The sequence below is a fragment of the Aeromonas sp. FL131 genome, from assembly GCF_049860615.1.
Classification (GTDB): domain Bacteria; phylum Pseudomonadota; class Gammaproteobacteria; order Enterobacterales; family Aeromonadaceae; genus Aeromonas; species Aeromonas hydrophila.
Window position 1 is genome coordinate 3,869,345 of the sequence record NZ_CP187595.1, and the last position, 18,025, is coordinate 3,887,369.

At 61.3% G+C, this 18,025-nt stretch carries 17 protein-coding genes and 1 pseudogene; 10 read left to right on the top strand and 8 right to left on the bottom strand.

Translation table 11 applies throughout. The features are described from left to right. Nucleotides 1-35 precede the first annotated feature (35 nt). The gene (locus tag ACPW75_RS17905; protein WP_016349308.1) at nt 36-326 is read left to right on the top strand and encodes a YkgJ family cysteine cluster protein; all 291 of its coding nucleotides are present in this window, start codon (nt 36-38) and stop codon (nt 324-326) included. Nucleotides 327-381: 55 nt separating this feature from the next. Further along, nucleotides 382-456: pseudogene (locus tag ACPW75_RS17910) on the top strand (YkgJ family cysteine cluster protein); the annotation flags it as partial. Between the two features lie 43 nt (nt 457-499). Here the strand turns inward: ACPW75_RS17910 and ACPW75_RS17915 are convergent. Then, nucleotides 500-895, bottom strand: a complete 396-nt coding sequence (locus ACPW75_RS17915; RefSeq protein WP_077096662.1) for a hypothetical protein — start codon at nt 893-895, stop codon at nt 500-502. A 273-nt stretch (nt 896-1,168) separates the two neighbouring features. On the opposite strand from ACPW75_RS17915, the gene ACPW75_RS17920 reads away from it, so the two are divergent. Further along, the gene (locus ACPW75_RS17920) at nt 1,169-2,566 is read left to right on the top strand and encodes a PepSY-associated TM helix domain-containing protein (RefSeq protein ID WP_077096663.1); all 1,398 of its coding nucleotides are present in this window, start codon (nt 1,169-1,171) and stop codon (nt 2,564-2,566) included. A 79-nt stretch (nt 2,567-2,645) separates the two neighbouring features. On the opposite strand, the gene ACPW75_RS17925 is transcribed toward ACPW75_RS17920, so the two are convergent. Next, nucleotides 2,646-2,861, bottom strand: coding sequence for a DUF6500 family protein (locus ACPW75_RS17925; RefSeq protein ID WP_029304506.1), 216 nt, complete (start codon nt 2,859-2,861; stop codon nt 2,646-2,648). A 106-nt stretch (nt 2,862-2,967) separates the two neighbouring features. Next, nucleotides 2,968-3,873, bottom strand: a complete 906-nt coding sequence (locus tag ACPW75_RS17930) for a 1,4-dihydroxy-2-naphthoate polyprenyltransferase (RefSeq protein WP_043118361.1) — start codon at nt 3,871-3,873, stop codon at nt 2,968-2,970. 207 nt (nt 3,874-4,080) lie between these two features. On the opposite strand from ACPW75_RS17930, the gene ACPW75_RS17935 reads away from it, so the two are divergent. The 7 genes from ACPW75_RS17935 to ACPW75_RS17965 all read left to right on the top strand — a co-directional run bounded on the left by ACPW75_RS17935 (nt 4,081) and on the right by ACPW75_RS17965 (nt 12,685). Then, on the top strand, nt 4,081-5,427 hold the full coding sequence (locus tag ACPW75_RS17935; RefSeq protein WP_077096665.1) for an isochorismate synthase: 1,347 nt from the start codon (nt 4,081-4,083) through the stop codon (nt 5,425-5,427). Between the two features lie 34 nt (nt 5,428-5,461). Further along, nucleotides 5,462-7,192 carry a 2-succinyl-5-enolpyruvyl-6-hydroxy-3-cyclohexene-1-carboxylic-acid synthase gene (menD, locus tag ACPW75_RS17940; RefSeq protein WP_077096666.1) on the top strand — a complete coding sequence of 577 codons (1,731 nt, stop codon included), beginning with the start codon at nt 5,462-5,464 and terminating at the stop codon, nt 7,190-7,192. After that, on the top strand, nt 7,182-7,952 hold the full coding sequence (gene menH / locus ACPW75_RS17945) for a 2-succinyl-6-hydroxy-2,4-cyclohexadiene-1-carboxylate synthase (RefSeq protein WP_077096667.1): 771 nt from the start codon (nt 7,182-7,184) through the stop codon (nt 7,950-7,952). The genes menD and menH overlap by 11 nt, the downstream gene beginning before the upstream one ends. Then, nucleotides 7,945-8,805, top strand: coding sequence for a 1,4-dihydroxy-2-naphthoyl-CoA synthase (gene menB / locus ACPW75_RS17950; RefSeq protein WP_077096668.1), 861 nt, complete (start codon nt 7,945-7,947; stop codon nt 8,803-8,805). The genes menH and menB overlap by 8 nt, the downstream gene beginning before the upstream one ends. After that, on the top strand, nt 8,805-9,734 hold the full coding sequence (gene menC, locus ACPW75_RS17955) for an o-succinylbenzoate synthase (RefSeq protein ID WP_077096669.1): 930 nt from the start codon (nt 8,805-8,807) through the stop codon (nt 9,732-9,734). The genes menB and menC overlap by 1 nt, the downstream gene beginning before the upstream one ends. Before the next feature lie 10 nt (nt 9,735-9,744). After that, complete coding sequence (gene menE, locus ACPW75_RS17960) at nt 9,745-11,151, top strand: o-succinylbenzoate--CoA ligase (protein WP_077096670.1); 1,407 nt, start codon at nt 9,745-9,747, stop codon at nt 11,149-11,151. Between the two features lie 301 nt (nt 11,152-11,452). Beyond that, complete coding sequence (locus tag ACPW75_RS17965) at nt 11,453-12,685, top strand: winged helix-turn-helix domain-containing protein (protein ID WP_077096671.1); 1,233 nt, start codon at nt 11,453-11,455, stop codon at nt 12,683-12,685. A gap of 2 nt (nt 12,686-12,687) precedes the next feature. Here the strand turns inward: ACPW75_RS17965 and ACPW75_RS17970 are convergent, their stop codons facing one another. The 5 genes from ACPW75_RS17970 to ACPW75_RS17990 form a co-directional block, all read right to left on the bottom strand. After that, entirely contained in the window at nt 12,688-13,227 is a 540-nt protein-coding gene (locus ACPW75_RS17970) for a fimbrial protein (RefSeq protein ID WP_077096672.1), read from the bottom strand. Nucleotides 13,228-13,235: 8 nt separating this feature from the next. Beyond that, nucleotides 13,236-14,261, bottom strand: coding sequence for a fimbrial protein (locus ACPW75_RS17975; RefSeq protein ID WP_077096673.1), 1,026 nt, complete (start codon nt 14,259-14,261; stop codon nt 13,236-13,238). 2 nt (nt 14,262-14,263) lie between these two features. Continuing rightward, nucleotides 14,264-14,995: a fimbrial biogenesis chaperone gene (locus tag ACPW75_RS17980; RefSeq protein ID WP_077096674.1), complete on the bottom strand. Its 732-nt coding sequence runs from the start codon at nt 14,993-14,995 to the stop codon at nt 14,264-14,266. A 10-nt stretch (nt 14,996-15,005) separates the two neighbouring features. Continuing rightward, entirely contained in the window at nt 15,006-17,540 is a 2,535-nt protein-coding gene (locus ACPW75_RS17985) for a fimbria/pilus outer membrane usher protein (RefSeq protein WP_077096675.1), read from the bottom strand. A gap of 67 nt (nt 17,541-17,607) precedes the next feature. Then, nucleotides 17,608-17,997 (bottom strand): hypothetical protein, encoded by a 390-nt coding sequence (locus tag ACPW75_RS17990; RefSeq protein ID WP_016349292.1) that lies wholly within the window; start codon nt 17,995-17,997, stop codon nt 17,608-17,610. Nucleotides 17,998-18,025: the final 28 nt, after the last annotated feature.

Consider the following 18,025-nt stretch of genomic DNA (forward strand, 5'->3'; position numbering starts at 1 on the left):
TATTTATCCGTGCCCATGAGAACAAGGCAGATGCCATGACCCAGACAACCCGACCCGAAGTGAGCTGCCAGAACTGCGAAGCCTGCTGCTGCCGCCTCGAGGTGATGCTGTTTACCGATACCGGCGTACCGGATCGCTATGTGGAAGAGCGGGAAGGTGAAGTGCCGGTGATGCACCGACTGGAAGATGGCTGGTGCGCGGCGCTCGACCGCAACACCATGATGTGCCGCATCTACGAAGTCCGCCCCTTGATATGCCGTGAATTTGAAATGGGCGAGCCCGACTGCGTCGACGAGCGGGACAAGTGGTTTATCAAGCTCAACTGACCGATGGGCGAGCACTCCCGCGATGATGTGCCCCATCCATGAAGCCCGTCCCCTGATATGCCGTGAATTTGAAATGGGCGAGCCCGACTGCGTCGACGAGCGGGACAAGTGGTTTATCAAGCTCAACTGACCGATGACCGAGCGCTCGATCGCACTTCCGCGATGATGGGCCGTCAGACCAGCCCGGCCAGTTGCCGTTCCAGCCACTGCAGCGCCTCGTCTGTCTGCTCGAAGTAGCGGACGCCCTGAAACGGCAAACCGCCGAACACCTGATCCGCCAGATACTGCTTGAAGCTGCCCGCCAGCACCACCGCCAGAAAAGCGCAGCCGTTGCTGGCACACCAGCCGAACTGGCGGCGAAAGCGGGCCAGCACCTCGGGGCCCGCCGCCTCGAACTCGGTCGCTACTTCGACAATACCCCAGGGCGCGTCGCGCAGGCTGGCGATCTGCTGGCTGAACTGAGCCTCATAGGCCATGGCCCCTGCCAGATTGAAAGGGCCGCTCGGTCGGCAGATCAGCACCTGACCGCGTCGCTGCATCTCGAAATGGCCGTGTGGTTGCAACTTCACGTCTGCCTCCTTCCCTGGATTTTCGTCGCGCAAGCACCCTTTTATGTTGCAACAAGGTAAGGATTTCTCTGCAAAAAGTCCATTCTACCTGGCGCGAGCCTGAAGGGATTGCGTCACCGGCTGACCCACTGGCGGCCTGTTCAGCACGGCCTTGCCCGCCACATCGACCAGCCGCCATGTTCTGTTGCAGTTAACAAAACGTTGCTGCTATCATCCGCGCCGCCACCAACATTCCACCAACTGAAACATTAACTCACGGCGCAAGGAACAGAGATGAAAAATCGGGACGCGAACCACTATCAGCGCATCTGGCGCTGGCACTTCTATGCGGGTCTCTTCGTCGCCCCCTTCCTGATCCTGCTCTCGCTGAGCGGGATCGTCTATCTGTTCAAGCCCCAGCTCGACAACCTGATGTATCCCGAGCTGATGAAGGTCGCCCCCGTCAGCCAGCCACTCAGTGCCGATCAGCTGCTGGTCAAGGCGATGGTGGCGATGCCAAACGCCAGCCTGAGCAAGTACCTGCCACCGGTCAGCCCGGAGGCCAGCGCCCAGTTCATCGTCCGCCAGGGCGGTAGCGAGCTGACCCTGTTCCTCGATCCCGCCAGCGGCGCCCTGCTCGGCACCCTGGACAACAAGTGGAATCTGCAGGCAGTGGCGCGCGCCCTGCACGCCGATCTGCTGCTCGGTACCATAGGGGATCGGCTGATCGAGCTGGCCGCCGGCTGGGGCATAGTGCTGCTCATCAGCGGGCTCTATCTCTGGTGGCCACGCAAGGGGCCAGGAGTCGGCGGCATCCTGTGGCCGCGCTGGAGCCAGCGCGGGCGGCTCTGGTGGCGCGACCTGCACGCCGTGGTCGGTTTCTGGGGGGCCGGTTTCCTGCTGCTGCTGCTCTTGAGCGGCATGACCTGGACCGGCTTCTGGGGCGATCAGTTTGCCGCCGTCTGGAACCGCTTCCCGGCCGCCATGTGGAACGAGGTACCCAAGTCGGCCCCCCTGGCACGCAGCCTCAACCATGCCCATCAACAGACAGTCCCCTGGGCGGTCGAGAACACCCCCATCCCCAGCTCGGCCGAGCCCAAGGCCCACGACCACAGCGCCATGGGTCACGGCGGCGAGCACGATGGCATGGTGATGGCGGAGCACCGCATCCCGCTGCAACAGGTGGTGGAGATCGCCGCTGCGCGCCAGGTCACGCCGGGCTACAGCATCACGCCACCGGCCGGTGCGAGCGGCGTCTACACCATCGCCATCTCGGCCGATGATCCGCGCAACGATGCCACCCTGCACATCGATCAATACAGCGGCAAGGTGCTGGCCGACGTGCGCTGGCAAGACTACGGTCCGGTCGCCAAGACGGTGGAAACCGGCGTCATGCTGCACATGGGCAAGCTCTACGGCTGGCCGCACCAGCTGGCCATGCTGCTCATCTGCCTGCTGGTGTTGCTGAGCTCGGTGAGCGGGCTCTGGATCTGGTGGGGCCGCCGCCCCAGTGGTCGCCTCGCCGCCCCGCCCTTGCCGGCCAGCCTGCCCCCCATGCGCGGCGCCATTGCCCTGCTGATCCTGCTCGGTATCTGCTTCCCGCTGGTGGGCGGCTCCATGCTGGTGATCTGGCTGCTGGACAGCCTGCTCTTCGCCCGCCGTCGGACGCCCCGGCTGGCACGGGTCAGCTAGTCACCGGCGCCGTGCGCCGCACCAAGCTGCCACCCAAGGAGGGCTCCCACACGGGAGCCCTCCTGGTTTCAGCGCGCCTTTACGCTTGCTCCACCAGTTGGAGGATCTTCCTCGCCTTCTCGAAGTGATCGAGGCGCTGGGTCTGGATCCACCAGGTCGCCGCCTCCATCAGCAACTCGGGGTCATCGTTACGGTTGGCAAAAAACGCATAGAAGGAGACGCCGACCGTCTCCCCCTTCTGCGCGATTTTCTGATGGCACACCTGAATGATTTTCTGTTTGAGCGAGTCGCGCATGGCGGCGTTCCGGCCTGATGAGTGATTGGGCGGCCAGCATACCCCAACCAACAAAAAGGGCCCCCGTCCGGGAGCCCTTTTGCCTTGCCGATCACATGACACCCAGTCAGGAGAGCGCCAGCCCGATGGAGAGCAGCAGGCTGAACAGGAAGGCGCTGATGGCGGTCTTCTTGAGCGCGCCGGTCAGCACCTCGCCATCGAAACTCTGGCGCAGGGTCTTGGCGGCATCGGTGAGCGGCTTCATGGCCGGCAGGAAGATCCAGGGCCAGAAACTGGCAGGCTGGGTCAGCAGGAAGGCGATGGTGGTCAGCAACGCCGCCCCCAGCAGTACCCAGTGGTAGGCGATGGCCCGGTTGCGACCGAGCCGCACCGCCAGGGTGATCTTGCCGCTCACCGAGTCGGTCTCGATGTCGCGCACGTTGTTGATGTTGAGCACCGCGGTGGCCAGCAGGCCGCAGGCGGTGGCCGGCAGCAGCAGATCCCACTGCAGGGTCTTGGTGAACAGGTAGTAGGAGCCAAGCACCCCCAGCAGGCCGAAGAACAGGAACACCGAGATGTCGCCGAAGCCGCGATAGCCGTAAGGAGTCTTGCCCACCGTGTAGGTGATAGCGGCGACGATGGCGGCGCCGCCGAGCAGCACGAAGGTGAGGATCTGCAGCCACTGATCGCCAAAAGCGCAGCCCAGCAGGGCGAGGCCGCTGACTACTGCGGCCAGCGCGGTCAGCGCCATGGCCACGCACATCTGCCGGCGGGTGATGAGGCCGGAGACCACGGCGCGCTGGGGGCCGATCCGTTCGCCATTGTCCGCCCCGGATACCGCATCCCCATAATCGTTGGCCAGATTGGAGAGGATCTGCAGCAGAATGGCGGTCAGCAGGGAGAGCGCCATGATGGTACCGTCGAAGGCGCCGCGGCTGGCCGCAAGCCCGGAACCCAGCAAAATGGAGGAGCACGCCAGCGGCAACGTTCGCAAACGCGCCGCCAGCAACCAAATAGATAAGGTATTTGTCATATTGTGATGGCCAAACAATCAGATATTGATCGTGTTAAGGGTTATCGAACCGGATTTCGGTATACTTGGCCCCTCGGGAGGTAGCTCCCCGGGCGATTTACATGGACGAATGGGCAGATAATATATAGGAATAATCGCTCCTTTGGCATAAACCAACGGCATCCTTCTGCAGGATGGACCGTCACTATCGGCTCATAGACGAAATCCATGTTGGCTCAGACCCATATCAAGCAACAACTGGACGCCCTGCGTCACGGCAATGCCAGCGGCTTCGTGCGGCTGCGCGTGGCAATCGAGGTCGGCTCCTTTCTGGGCTGGCTCGCGGCGCAGACCCTCTATCCCCGTATCTATTGGCATGCCAGAGGACACGACCGCCCCGAATACGTGGCGCTGGGCTGCCTGCGCGAGCTGACCGAGCCCCAGGCGATCCGCCAGGTCTGCGAACAGACCAGCCAGCCCCATGACGACAGCCCCCGCTACTATGGCGGACTGGCGTTCGACCCCACCCAGCCCGGCTGGCAGGGGTTCGGCCCCTGCCGCTTCGTGCTGCCCCGCATCGAGCTGGTGCGCCGTGGCGAGTGCGTCACCCTCTGCCTCAACCTCTGGTTGCCGGAGCAGACCTGCAGCGACGCCTTCGAGGCCGAACTGCAGGCCGCCGCCGCCGCCCTCGACGCCCTTCGGCCGGAAGCCCCTCTGCCGCCGCAGATCCGTCATTCATGGCAGCGGGAAGATTGCCCGAGCCAGCCGCAGTGGCAGACCCTGGTCGAGCAGGTCACCGCCCCCGACTTCCAGGCTCACACCCCCAAGGTGGTGCTGTCGCGCCAGAGCCGGCTCACCCATGACGGTGCGACGCTCACAGCCGACCCGCAGGCCGTCGCCCCCTGGTCGCTGCTGGCCAGCTGGGCACAGCACGGTCAGGACTGCTTTCACTTCGGCTTCCAGTTTTCGCCCGAGCAGAGCTTTATCGCCTGCTCCCCCGAGCGGCTCTATCGCCGTGAACATCAGCACCTCTTCACCGAGGCGCTGGCGGGCACCATACGCCGCTCCGGCGACGAGGCAACCGACGCCGCACTGGCCGCCGAGCTGCTGGCCGACAGCAAGAACCGGCTGGAAAACCGGCTGGTACACGCCGACATCCTCAGCCGGCTGGCGCCGCTCACCACAGATGCCACCCTGACCGAGCCGCGCATTCTCAAACTGCGGCTGCTGCAGCACCTCAAGTGCGACATCGAGGCCGAGCTCAAGCCCGGCGTCTGCGACTGGCAACTGCTGGAGGCGCTGCACCCCACCCCTGCGGTGGGCGGTGCCCCGCGCGAGGCGGCGCTGGCCTTCATCCGCGAACGCGAGCCCTATGACCGCGGCTGGTATGCCGGCGCCTGCGGCATGCTGAGCCGGGAGACCTCGGAGTTCTCGGTCGCCATCCGCAGCGCCCGCATCACGGCGCAGGCCATCACCCTGTTTGCCGGCGCCGGTATCGTCGCGGGTTCCGAGCCTGCCGCCGAGTGGGCCGAACTCGACAACAAGATCGCCAACGTGCTCTCCCTGCTGGGATAGCGTTTTCTCATCGTTTCCTCACTGCGAGAGCCTCATGTCCGCGCGCCAAGAGTTTGCCAGCCACCATGCCACCTTCAACCACGTCTGGTCTTCCCTCTTGCTGGAGGAGCTCTTTCGCCTCGGCGTGCGCGACATCGCGCTGGCCTCCGGCTCGCGCTCGGCACCGCTCACCATGGCAGCCGCCGCCCACCCCGGCTTTCGCCGCCATCTGCACTTTGACGAACGCGGCCTCGGCTTCATGGCACTGGGGCTGGCCAAGGGCAGCGGCCGCCCGGTCGCGGTGATCATGACCTCGGGTACCGCGGTGGCCAACCTCTGGCCGGCGGTGGCCGAGGCGCAACTCACCGGCGTGCCGCTCATCATTCTCTCTGCCGACAGGCCGCCCGAACTCATCGACAACGGCGCCAACCAGGCCATCGACCAGCAGGGGATCTTCGGCCGCTACCCCGTCTATCAGCAGAACCTGCCGAGCCCCACCGCCACCATTCCGGCCGCCTTCGTGCTGAGCTCGGTGGATCAGGCGCTGGCCCAGCAGGCGCGCACACCGGGGCCCGTGCACTTCAACTGCATGTACCCGGAGCCCCTCTATCCGGGCGACGCCTATCTGGACTTCTCCGCCTACCTGGCCCCCCTCGGTGACTGGCTCCGCTCGTCCGAGCCCTGGAGCCCCTGGCAACTGGCGCAGGCCCCCTGCCCGTGTCAGCCCGACTGGGACGAGCTGCAGGGCAAGCGCGGCCTCATCGTCGCCGGCCGCATTCAGGATCCGGTCCAGGCCAAGGCGGTCGCCGCCCTGGCCGAGCGGCTCGGCTGGCCTCTGCTGGCAGATCTGCAGAGCCAGCTGCGCTTCGATGGTCGCAACCTGGTGCACGCCGATCTCGCCCTGCAACACAGCGGCTTCGTGGCCGAACTGGCCCGGGCCGAGGTGCTGCTGCAATTCGGTGCCCGCCTCATTTCCAAGCGGCTCGGCCAGTTCATCAAGCAGCAGCCCTGGCAGGCATACTGGCTCATCGACCCGCAGCCAGCCCGGCTCGACCCGGACTACCGGCTGCGCCGCCGCCTGCTGTGCGAACCCGCCGCCTTTGCCGCCGCCCATCCGGTGGCGCACCCGCACCTGCCCTGGCACCGGCTGGCGGAGCGCCAGCAGGCCGTCAGCCAGCAGGTGCGCAGCGCCTGCGAACGTTTCTCCGAGCTCGGGGTGTGCCACCGTCTGAACCAGCTGATCAAAGGCCAGCTGTTTGTCGGCAACAGCATGCCGGCCCGGCTGATGGACATGCTCGGCGAGGCGGGCAAAGGCCCCAGCCGGGTGATGACCAACCGCGGCGCCTCCGGCATCGACGGCCTCATCGCCACCGCCTACGGCTTCGCGCAATCGGTCCAGCCGGGCAGCAATGAGCCCACCACCCTGCTGCTCGGCGATCTCAGCGCCCTGCACGACCTCAACAGCCTGGCGCTGCTTGGCAAAGCGAGCCGACCGCTGGTGGTGATCCTGCTCAACAACGATGGCGGCAGCATCTTTCGCATGCTACCGGTGCCGACCCAGGACGCGCTGCTGGAGACTTACTACTGCCTGCCCCACGGCCTGCACTTCGAACACGCCGCCGCCATGTTCGGCCTCCACTACCGGGCGCCGGCCAGCCTCGCCGACTTTGAACGGGATTACGCCGCCGCGCTGGAAAAGGGGGTAACGCTGATTGAAATCAAGGTCCCCAGCAGCGAAGTCGCCGAGGATCTGAAGGCACTGGGAAGCGCGATCCGTGGCAGCTAGTGCCGATCAACCTACGCTGGTGCTGCTGCACGGCCTGCTCGGCGATGTCTACGACTGGCAACCCGTGCAGGCGGCCCTGGCCGACCTCCCCAGCCTGGCGCTGGATCTGCCGGGCCATGGCAGCAACCAGGCAGTGCGGGTTGCGGGGTTCGAGCAGGCCCATCGCTGGCTGTACGACGAGCTGACCTCGCGCGACATCGGTCGCTACCTGTTGGCGGGCTATTCGCTGGGGGGGCGACTCGCCCTCTATCACGCCAGCCAGGCGCCGGTGGGGTTGCAGGCCCTGCTGCTGGAAAGTTGCCACCCCGGCCTGCCACCGGCAGAGCGGCCCGCCCGCCTCGCCCACGATGAAGGCTGGGCCCGGCGCTTCGAGCAGGAGCCCCTGGCGGCCGTATTGGCCGACTGGTATCGGCAGGGGGTGTTCGCCGATCTGGGCGAGGATGCCCGTGCCCGTCAGATCGCCCGCCGCCTCGGCAACGACGGCAAGGCCGTGGCCGCCATGCTGCGCGCCACCTCTCTGGGCCAGCAGCCGGATCTCGCCCCCTGGCTGGCGCAAGGTGCGCTGCAGGTCACCTACGTGAGCGGCAAGCGGGATCACAAATTCCATCAGCTGGCTTGCCTCATGGCGAGTCAGCATCGCAAAATCAACCACTTGGAGCTGGATGGCGGCCACAATCTGCATGCCCACCAGCCTGAGACTTTTGCCCGGCTCCTCGCGGAGTGGGTCAACCAACAACAAGAAGAGAAGCGTCATGATTGAAGCAATGACTGAAGCGGAACTCTATGCCCCCGTCGAGTGGCGTGATTGCTCCGCCGATTACGAGGATATCCTCTATCACAAGTCCGACGATGGCATTGCCAAGATCACCATCAACCGCCCCCAGGTACGCAACGCCTTCCGCCCCCGCACCGTCAAAGAGATGCTGCAGGCGCTGGCCGATGCCCGCTACGACGATCAGGTCGGCACCATCATCCTGACCGGCTTTGGCGAGAAGGCCTTCTGTGCCGGCGGTGACCAGAAGATCCGTGGCGACTACGGTGGCTATCGCGATGACGAGGGGACTCATCACCTCAACGTGCTCGACTTCCAGCGCGACATCCGCACCTGCCCGAAACCGGTCGTTGCCATGGTGGCCGGCTACGCGGTCGGTGGCGGCCACGTGCTGCACATGATGTGCGATCTGACCATCGCCGCCGACAACGCCCAGTTTGGCCAGACCGGTCCGAAAGTGGGCTCCTTCGACGGCGGCTGGGGTGCCTCCTACATGGCGCGCATCGTCGGCCAGAAGAAGGCCCGCGAGATCTGGTTCCTGTGCCGTATGTACGATGCCAAGCAAGCCCTCGACATGGGGCTGGTCAACACCGTCGTGCCGCTGGCGGAGCTGGAGCGTGAAACCGTGCGCTGGTGCCGCGAGATGCTGCAGAACAGCCCGATGGCGCTGCGCTGCCTGAAGGCCGCCCTCAACGCCGACTGCGACGGCCAGGCCGGCTTGCAGGAGCTGGCGGGGAATGCCACCATGCTGTTCTACATGACCGAAGAGGGTCAGGAAGGGCGCAACGCGTTCAACGAGAAACGCCGTCCCGACTTCTCCAAATACAAGAGGAATCCCTGATGACACTCGCTCTCTATCGCTACCAACTGCCTTTTACCCAGCCCCTGACCTTTCACGGCAAGGTGGAGGTGGCGCGAGAGGGCCTGCTGGTCCGCGTTGACGACGGCTGGGGGGAAATCGCCCCCCTGCCGGGCTTCTCCCGCGAGAGCCTGGCCGAGGCGCAAGCCGAAGCCATCGCCTGTCTGGAACGGATGGCTGCGGGGCAGGAGATCGCCCCGCAGCTTCCTTCGGTGCAATTCGGGCTGGACTGCGCCCGCCGCTGCTGGCCTGCCCAGACCACCCCGCTGCCGGAGCCTTATCCGCTTATCCAGGGTTCCCCCCAGGAGCTGCTCAAGCACTGGAAGAACTGGCTGCACAAGACCCCCAGCAAGGCCAAGCTGAAAGTGGCCCGTTACCCCATGCGCGACGAGCTGGCGCTGATCCGCCTGCTGTGCGACCGCATCCCTACCCTCAAGCTGGTGCTGGACGCCAACCAGGGCTGGACCCGCGAGGAGGCCTGGGCCTTCTGCGGCCATCTGGATCCAAACCGGATCGAGTACCTGGAAGACCCCTGCGCCGACTTTGCCGACATCGCCTTCGTGGCCAATCGCACCGGCATGCCGGTGGCCATCGACGAACTGCTGGCCCAAGGTAAGCCGTGGGAGCCCATCCCCCAGCTGCGCGCCCTGGTGCTCAAGCCCACCCTGCTCGGCTCCCTGGCCCACTGCGAGGCACTGGTCGCCCGCGCTCGCGAGCTGCGCCTCAAGGTGATCGTCTCCTCCTGCTTCGAATCCGGCCTCGGCCTGAACCAGCTGTTCCATCTGGCGGGCGAATGGGCGCCGGATCAGGCCCCCGGCCTGGATACCAAACGCTGGCTGGCCGCCGATCTGCTGGACGCGACCGGCAAACCCGACCTGAGCCTGCTGGAGCCCCTGTTTCACCGTGACTGAAGGGGCCTGCATGCCACCGCTATCTGACCATCACCACCCTCTGCAACCCTGCCCGGTGCGTCACTGGGCGAGGTCCGCCCCGGACCGCATCGCCATTCACGCCGCCGCCCCGCTCAGCTACCAACAGCTGGATGCCAGACTCAACGGCCTATGCCAGCAGCTGGGGCAGGCGGGCCTGCAGGCCGGTGATCGCCTCGCCGCCGTGGTGCGCGGCGCCCTGCCCGACCTGTTGCTGGCCTGGGCCTGCGTGCGCAGCGGCATCGTCTTCTGCCCGCTCAACCCTGCCTTTCCATTGGCGCGGCAAGCCGAGCTGGCGGCCCTGCTCGCCGTCAGGGCCTGCTGGTCGGCAGGCGAGATCCCGGCCGGCAACTGGCAGCCACTGCGGCTCGACTTCACCCATGAGCTGGCGGTGGACGAGGGCGACTGCATGCTGGATCCAGCCCGGCTCAACAACATGATCCTCACCTCGGGCTCCAGCGGCACGCCCAAGGCCGTGGTACACCGGCTGGCCAATCATCTGGCCTCGGCGCGGGGCTCGGCCGCCGTGCTCCCGCTCGACGCCGAGTGCGGCTGGCTGCTCTCCCTGCCGCTGTTTCATGTCGGCGGTTACGCCATCCTGTTCCGGGTCTTTCTGGCGGGTGCAGCCCTGGTGCTGGACGATCGCAGCCGCCCGCTCAGGGAGCGGCTCGAGCAGCAACCCATCACCCATCTCTCCCTGGTGCCGACCCAGCTCTGGCGACTGCTAGCGGAGGGCTTTGACCCCGCCCGTACCCGGCTGCGCGAGTTGCTGCTCGGCGGCGCCGCCATTCCCCAGCCCCTGGTGAACCGGCTGAGCGCCATGGGGCTGGAGCCCAAGGTGAGTTACGGCCTCTCCGAGATGGGCAGCCAGGTCTGCACCGGTCGGCCGTCCACCGCCGGCGTGGTAGGCAAGGCGCTGCCGGGACGGGAGGTCTGCATCCAGCAGGGGGAGATCTGCGTACGCGGTGACACCCTGTTTGCAGGCTATTTCAAAGCTGGCGAGCTGGAGCGGCTGCTCGATGAGGCAGGCTGGTTCCACACCCGCGACAAGGGGCATTTCACCGCGGATGGCGAACTGGTGGTGGAGGGGCGGCTCGACAACCTCTTCATCTCCGGGGGCGAGAATATCCAGCCCGAGACAATAGAGCAGCGACTGGTGGATCACCCCGCCGTGGCGCAGGCGCTGGTGGTGCCGGTACCGAGCGATGAGTGGGGGCAGCGCCCGGCCGCCTTCATCGACTGGCATGGCGAATCTGTGTCCCCTGCCGAGCTGGCGGCCTGGATCCGGCAGGTTCTGCCCGGTTTCATGGTGCCGGACCAGTGGCACCCCTGGCCCGATCTGGGCGGTCACCTCAAGCCGCAGCGCAAGCAATATCAGAATATTCTTAAGGCGCAATAATCACTCCTGCGACAGGACCTGGCATGCAGGAGTCATCCAAATACGCACATTATTCGAAAGAAAATGCTGGCGGTGTCAAAATCTTCCTCACAGGCCCAAGTAAGTGAGAACGATTACATAAATGGCTATTTTTTTGCACGTTTTTTGAACTGAATTAATTACCTGTAGTACCATATCCGCCATCATGCATTTCAATGGAAAGGTAACCGTTTGATAGTTAAAGACATTGTCAATTTTGCATTATTTGAACAAAGACTGCATGGTGGTAAAATGCTCTCCTTGGCAGTAAGGCGAGTCACACATGAGTAACAAAAATTATAAAATTGCAGAGGAGATATTTTTCTCCGCGGCAATATTCCGACTCTCTAAGGGAGAAAAGGACATCAAGCTCAGCAACAAAGAAGCCGAGCTGCTCGAAATGCTGTGTGATGAGGCAGGCAGTGTCATTCCAAGAAGCAAACTGCAAGATGCCTTGTGGCCAAACCAGGACAATACCGATACCAACCTGAACCGGCAGATCCTCTCATTGAGAAGAAAGCTGGAATCATTCGGTTTGATGGATGCGATCGATACCATTCCACGAGTGGGATATATCTTTTGTGCCCCTATCGAGGTCGTCGGCGAGACAGAAGAATCGGCCGTGCCCGCGGATAATCAGATGGCACCAGCCAATGCGCCCCAGATCCGCCGCCAATATACACGTCGCAAATATGACAGGTATTTCAGCCCAAAGCGTATCGTGTTGTTGCTGCTGCTGCTGGTATCACTCACCTCGCTGGCAGTGGTGATATATAGCTATGCCACCGCCAACACCTTGCGGACCATCAATCTCAGCCATGTCTCGCTTTATATGACCAGCGATACGGAAAATGCGCTGAAATTGAAAATTGACGCCCTGTTGCCGCCGATAAAACGCATTCCTCATTATGCTGACGAACAGGTTTCCATTCTGGTCGGCAAAGAGGCCATCAGTTATTTCTCGATCGACAATAAAAGCCAGCAATTGTCGGAAAATATATTCATGTTGCGCAATGGTCACCCTATCGCCGAAGAGCTGCAGTGTGTGATCACGACCATGGCGCAGCAGGGGAAAAATGTATCCCACAACTATTACCATAATGCTGACACGACCGTCAGATACCACAGCAGTTGTCAGGCACCGGACAACTGGGTGGAGATGACCAGAAAGAGCAAGTTCATTGTCACCATGAACAGAGAAATTGTGGTGGCGACCGTTATTGCGACTGACGACAAGGCTCAGACACTGTTCAATCTGGATTCTGTCGGAGATATAGAGCGGGATGACGGCGATATTTCGGTCGAGGTCAAAAATACCATCGTCAATTTCATTGATCAGCAGGCGCTGACCAGCAATGGCATGGTGGCAACCCTGGTGGCGGCGCTGACGCCCCCCAAACAAACGGCACAATTTATTCAGCTGCCGGGCGGCATTTACCTCTCCAATTATCTGGGTGGCGTCATCACCTGGCCCAGCCTCGGCAATTCAAAGGTCGTCCAGCGCAACGACCTCTGAGTTTATTCATAAGCCACGATGAAATTGGCCACGGCGGTATAGTCACCGGGCTGGATATTCTTGGCCGCCAGCGCGTCCGGGTGCCCTTCCACCCGGGCAGAGAATTGCAGTTCATTCTCCGTCGTGCCGCCCAGCAGATAACCACGGGAGGGAGTTCCCAGCGTCAAGGGGGACTGGGTCACGTCATACAGGCGGATGCCGGCCCCCTTGGCGGAGCCTGCCGAAAATGCCAGACCGCCACTGAGCTGAGCGTCCTGCGAACCGGTAAAGGTCACCTTGGCCATGCGGAAGATACCCGACTTGCAGTTGGTCAGCCGGATGACAAAGGGGACCTGAACCCCGGTCCCGTTGGCATAAAGCTCCCTGACATCGACCACTCCCATGTCCACCGCCTGATCGAGCGACTCGGGGGCAATTACACAGGGTTGATCGATGATACGGCCATGGAGATGAAGATCCCCTCCAAGCAGTTCAAGGTCATCGGCAGCAGCACTGACCCACAACGGAACAATCAACAACCCCAAACAGCCTAAGCGCAACATATCGACTCCTACTGGAATGAGGCAACAATAGTGCCGGTTGCATAGAAATCACCCGCAGCAACTTCTGCGCCAGCAGGGCTTATCGGGGCGGCAATAAAACCCCAGTCACCGATATTCCCCTGCATGGAAACTGGATACCAGTCATTCAGATTCAGTGTCGAGCCATCCAGTTGTTTGAATTTGATACCAAGATCCTTGATAACGTCACCACCTTTATATCCATCTCGAGTGGTTCTGAGATAACTCTGGCTAAATGATGTGGGTTTACCAGAAATGGCGAGATTTATTTTCAGTGATGACCCTTTGTCAAATACACCACCACTGCAGACGAAATTAAGTGGTACCGTTTTTTCAAAGTTGTTGCCATCCAGCCCGGAACCAGGCAAGTCACCAAACTCGACCTCAATCGTCTGCCCTCCGTTGATGGTGCATTTTTCTGGCACATACAACACTGAGGACTTGATAACGATTCTGGACATGACCTCGTTATTGAATCCGGAATCCGTTCTGCCCAGACGACCAAACATCTCGACTATTTCATGGTCGTCGATTTGTACGCCATTGATGATGGGTTTACGAACGCGAAACGTCACAATTCCCTTGCTACCACTTCTAAAACCGAAATCTGCAGAGCCCTTTCTCTTGTAGCAGGTAAACCTACCCAAATTGGATTCTTCAGTAAAAGGGGCAGTAACATATGCCCGACGATCACCTTCAATCCAGATATCAACCTTGAGATCCAAAAATTCGTTTAACTTGACAAATCCACCACCAACGCTGGGTAACCCTGCACTCATTACTGCCTTGTAATAAATAGGTTGATCGATAATATCCCGATCTGGACAGAATGCCGTACCAGGGTAAGTACCATTCAAATCCCACTTAAACTCTTTTCTTGCACCTACCTCGTTAACGATGTCTTCCTTTTTAAGCTCAATATCATAAGTTTTTGTAGCAGCCCTGACTTCACCATTGATAGCCAATGCCGGCATGGACAAGAACATGATACCGAGTACACCGGTACGCAATATCATCTTTATCTCTCCTTCACAGCTTTACAGGCATTGCCTGTGCACTGGTATTTGATATCCATATATCCGCCGTAGTCATTGACGTAGCTGATCACAAATTCATTGCCCAGGGTTTCCGGGATGGTGACCGTCTGCTCTGACTTGGGGGCAACCATAAAGGCGGAGAAACCCTTGATGGTGGTCCGCTCCTTGCCCTGTGGATGGCCGAGGCCCACGTAGGTGATGTAGTAAGGAGTCGGGTTGTTGACCTTGAGGGCCTTGCCCTGCTTGGTGATCAGCACCTGATCCTGCCAGATGGCGCCGCGCTCGGGCAGGATGGCCTCGGGGCGGTAGAACAGCTTGATCTTGGACTGCACGGCAATCTGCATCACGTTGCTCTTCTCGCTCTTGGGCGGGATCTCGCGCAGGTTGAAGTAGTAGATGGATTCGCGATCCTTGGGCAGGCTGTCGATGGCCGGCACGCTGGCGATACGCACGATGGACTTCTGGTTGGCATCCACCCGCTGTACCGGCGGCAGCACCACGAAGGGAGACGCGATCTTCTGGCCCTGGGCATCTTCAATCCAGGCCTGCGCCAGGTAGGGCAGCTTCTGGTTCTCGTTCTTGATGTTGAGGCTGATGGACTTGGCACCGCCCGGATAGACGACACGAGTACGGTCCAGCACGATGGCAGCGCTGACGTTGAGCGAGGTCATGCCCAGCACGGCCAGACAGGTATAAGAGAGCAGCTTTTTCATCGGTATCCCATTACTTGCAAGTGAGAGTCTTCATCGACAGATCGGTTACTTGTTGCGGTGCCACTATCTTGCACTGGCGGGCCCCGCCCCATGAGAGTTCAAACGCTTCATTCGGTTTCACCCCGGTCAGATAGACCAGGCCATCTTCATCCACCACCGAGAGCACCCGGCCGGAATCCTTGACGACGGTGGCGCCAAACGGCGGCACTGAGCCATCAGGCAGTTTGACGTTGGCCAGCAGCTTAAACCCTTCGGCGATTTCGAAGGCATTATACCCAATTGCGCCCTCGGTCAGGGTCCCCTGCTTGATGGCGTTCATCGCATCGATGTCGTCGCCCAGCTGATCCACGTCCACCCGGGTATCGCTCTTGCGATAGTCGGTCATGTCACTGATCACCGCGACGCCAAAGCGGTTGGTCACGGCGCGGCCATTGTTGAAGGAGACGCCGGAGGTCTTGTCGGTATCCACCATCATGCGGGTACCGCCACGACGGGTCGCCTGGTGCAGGGCCGCACCGTGCTGGGTCGCCGTCAGACCGCCACGCAGGCTGGCCCCGACCGAGGTGTATTCGCTCTGCACGCTGTAGGCATTGAGGCTGACCGCCCCGATGTCGCTGTTATGGTTGTAGTAACCCCGCGCCACGGCGTGGCCGTTGCTTTGCACGCCCGCCCCCAGCTGATAGGTATCATCGGGCCGGCTGTAATCCTGATAGGTGGCCAGATGGGTGACCTTGCCATTGGAGGACTGCACGCTGTATCCCGCGCTCTTTCTGTCCCCGATCGGCATGCTCAGGGTCAGCATGACACTCTTGTCATCCTCGTAGTTCTCGGTCTTGGTCTTGTAGGCCGACACATAGACGGAGACATCCTTGAAGCTGCCGATGTTCACGTTCTTGTTGATGGAGAGGCCGTAGCGATCCTCTGCCTCGTGATCCCAATAGGTTCTGTGGGTGTAGTCCAGATAGACAGTCAGCGCCTTGGCCGCATCTTCCGCCCAGAAGGTCTTGTTGGCGGTGATGGTATAGAGCTCCTTGTCACCCCAGGTGTTGTAGTCATCGCTCGAGGTCGTGGTGTTGTTCTCCAGCCGATCCTTGTTGCTCAGGAACTGCGACATGGTCATGAAGTTGTGCTGGGAGAAGCGATAACCGGCGAAGGTGATCGAGCTGTTGTATTCATCAAACTGCTTGGCGTAGTTCACCCGCACCGACTGGCCAATCTTGGTGGAAAGGCCCGGCAGCTTGGCGATGGACTGGGTCAGGTCGGCCGAGATGGCACCGAAGGCATAGAGATCGCGACCGATACCGAGCCCCATGGAGTTGTATTCACCCGCAACCAGGCTGCCACCGTACAGCGACCAGGAGTTGGCCACCCCCCAGGAGAAATCACCGGTCACAAAGGCAGGGCCGTGCACATCGTGCACCGAATCCGTCTGTTCGGAAGGCGCACCCACCGCCAGGTTGTATCGGACGTAACCGGGACGGGTCAGATAGGGGACGGTCGCGGTGTCTACCTGGAACGAGCTGACACTGCCATCCTGCTCCTCCACCCGCACGTCGAGACGACCGCGCACCGAACTGTCCAGCCCCTGGATGCGAAACGGACCGGCCGGCACGTTGGTCTCATAGATGATCCGGCCGGACTGGGAGATGGTGACCTTGGCGTTGGTCTTGGCGATGCCGCTCACTTCCGGCGCATAGCCCTGCAGACTTGGCGGCAACATGCGCTCGTCATTGGCCAGGTTGACGCCGGTATAACGGAAGCCGTCGATCAGCTGGGAGTTGAGCTGCTGCTCGCCCACCGTCAGCTTGGCAGCCATATCGGTCAAGGGGCGATAGGCATAGATACGGTTCAGCTCGGTCGATGTCCGTTCATTGTCGCCCCAGTAAGAGCTGGCCTGATAGTCGCCCCGCAGGCGCCAGGCGCCATAGTTGAACCCCAGCGTACCGTAGCTGCTGATGTTGCGGTTGGAGTAACCATCCCCTTCGTTGACCTGGGCGTTGATGTTGTAATCCAGCATCATCCCCGGGATCCCTTCATCCCACTGTTCGGGCGGAATCCAGTTGGGATCGCTGTACTTCATCCACGCCTGGGGCACGGCGATGCGCAGCAAGCCGTTACCTATGTCGTTCGCGATCACCACGCCGTCCAGCGCCAGCAGGTTGGCACACTGGCCATCGTGCCAGGTATCGATCTTGGCGATGGCCTCGTCGGTCAGCGCCAGCTTGGGGATCACCTCTTGCGGCAGGCAGGCCACCCCACCCTTTCCCTTGCCGGTGTCAGTCTCGTAGAAAGGGATCTTCTGCAGGGGCAGCTTGTTTTTGTTGACCTCGATCTCGAGGTAGTAGTCGCCGGGCAGGATGTAACCTTCGTCGGCAAACTGGGAGAGGTCGATCTTGGTCCGTTCGTCCAGATCGAGTGCATCAATATTAAACTCCGTTTCTGCCAATGCGTGATTTGCCACCGCCATCAGGCCGGGCACGCATAGCATGAAAACCATTTTTGAATAATGTTTTTTTCTCACAGAGTTTGATGTTGAAACGCTCATATTTTCACTCTAGGAATTGCATAACGGTCTCACGTAATGAGGTATCTACACTAAGCAATTGGCTTGCTTACATATAATTGAGTTCAAACAGTGTCGTACTGTCCGGAAAAAACAGCTGACTACTGGTGAGCCCCAAATTGAATTCCAGATCACTGTTGACGATATCCGAAACAATAAAGCGTTCGCCGGATACCTTGTGATATTGGCCGTTGTTGAGAATGCCCAGCTCATCGCTCATGGCACCGCGCACAGACATGGAAATAAAAGGCAGTGATGCCTCCGTCGCCCCTTCAACCTGACAGCCGCTGATTTTCAGTGTGCCCGGTTGCTGAGCCTGCAGCGGAATGCTGCGCAGCACCTCCAGCGTACAGCCCGATTCGGCCAGTCCATCCGTGAGTTCATTGGCGTGGACTGACCCCGCCATCATCACCAGCTGCAGCACCATGGCTGCCATCATTGAAGTTTTCATGATCAAGGTTCGATGT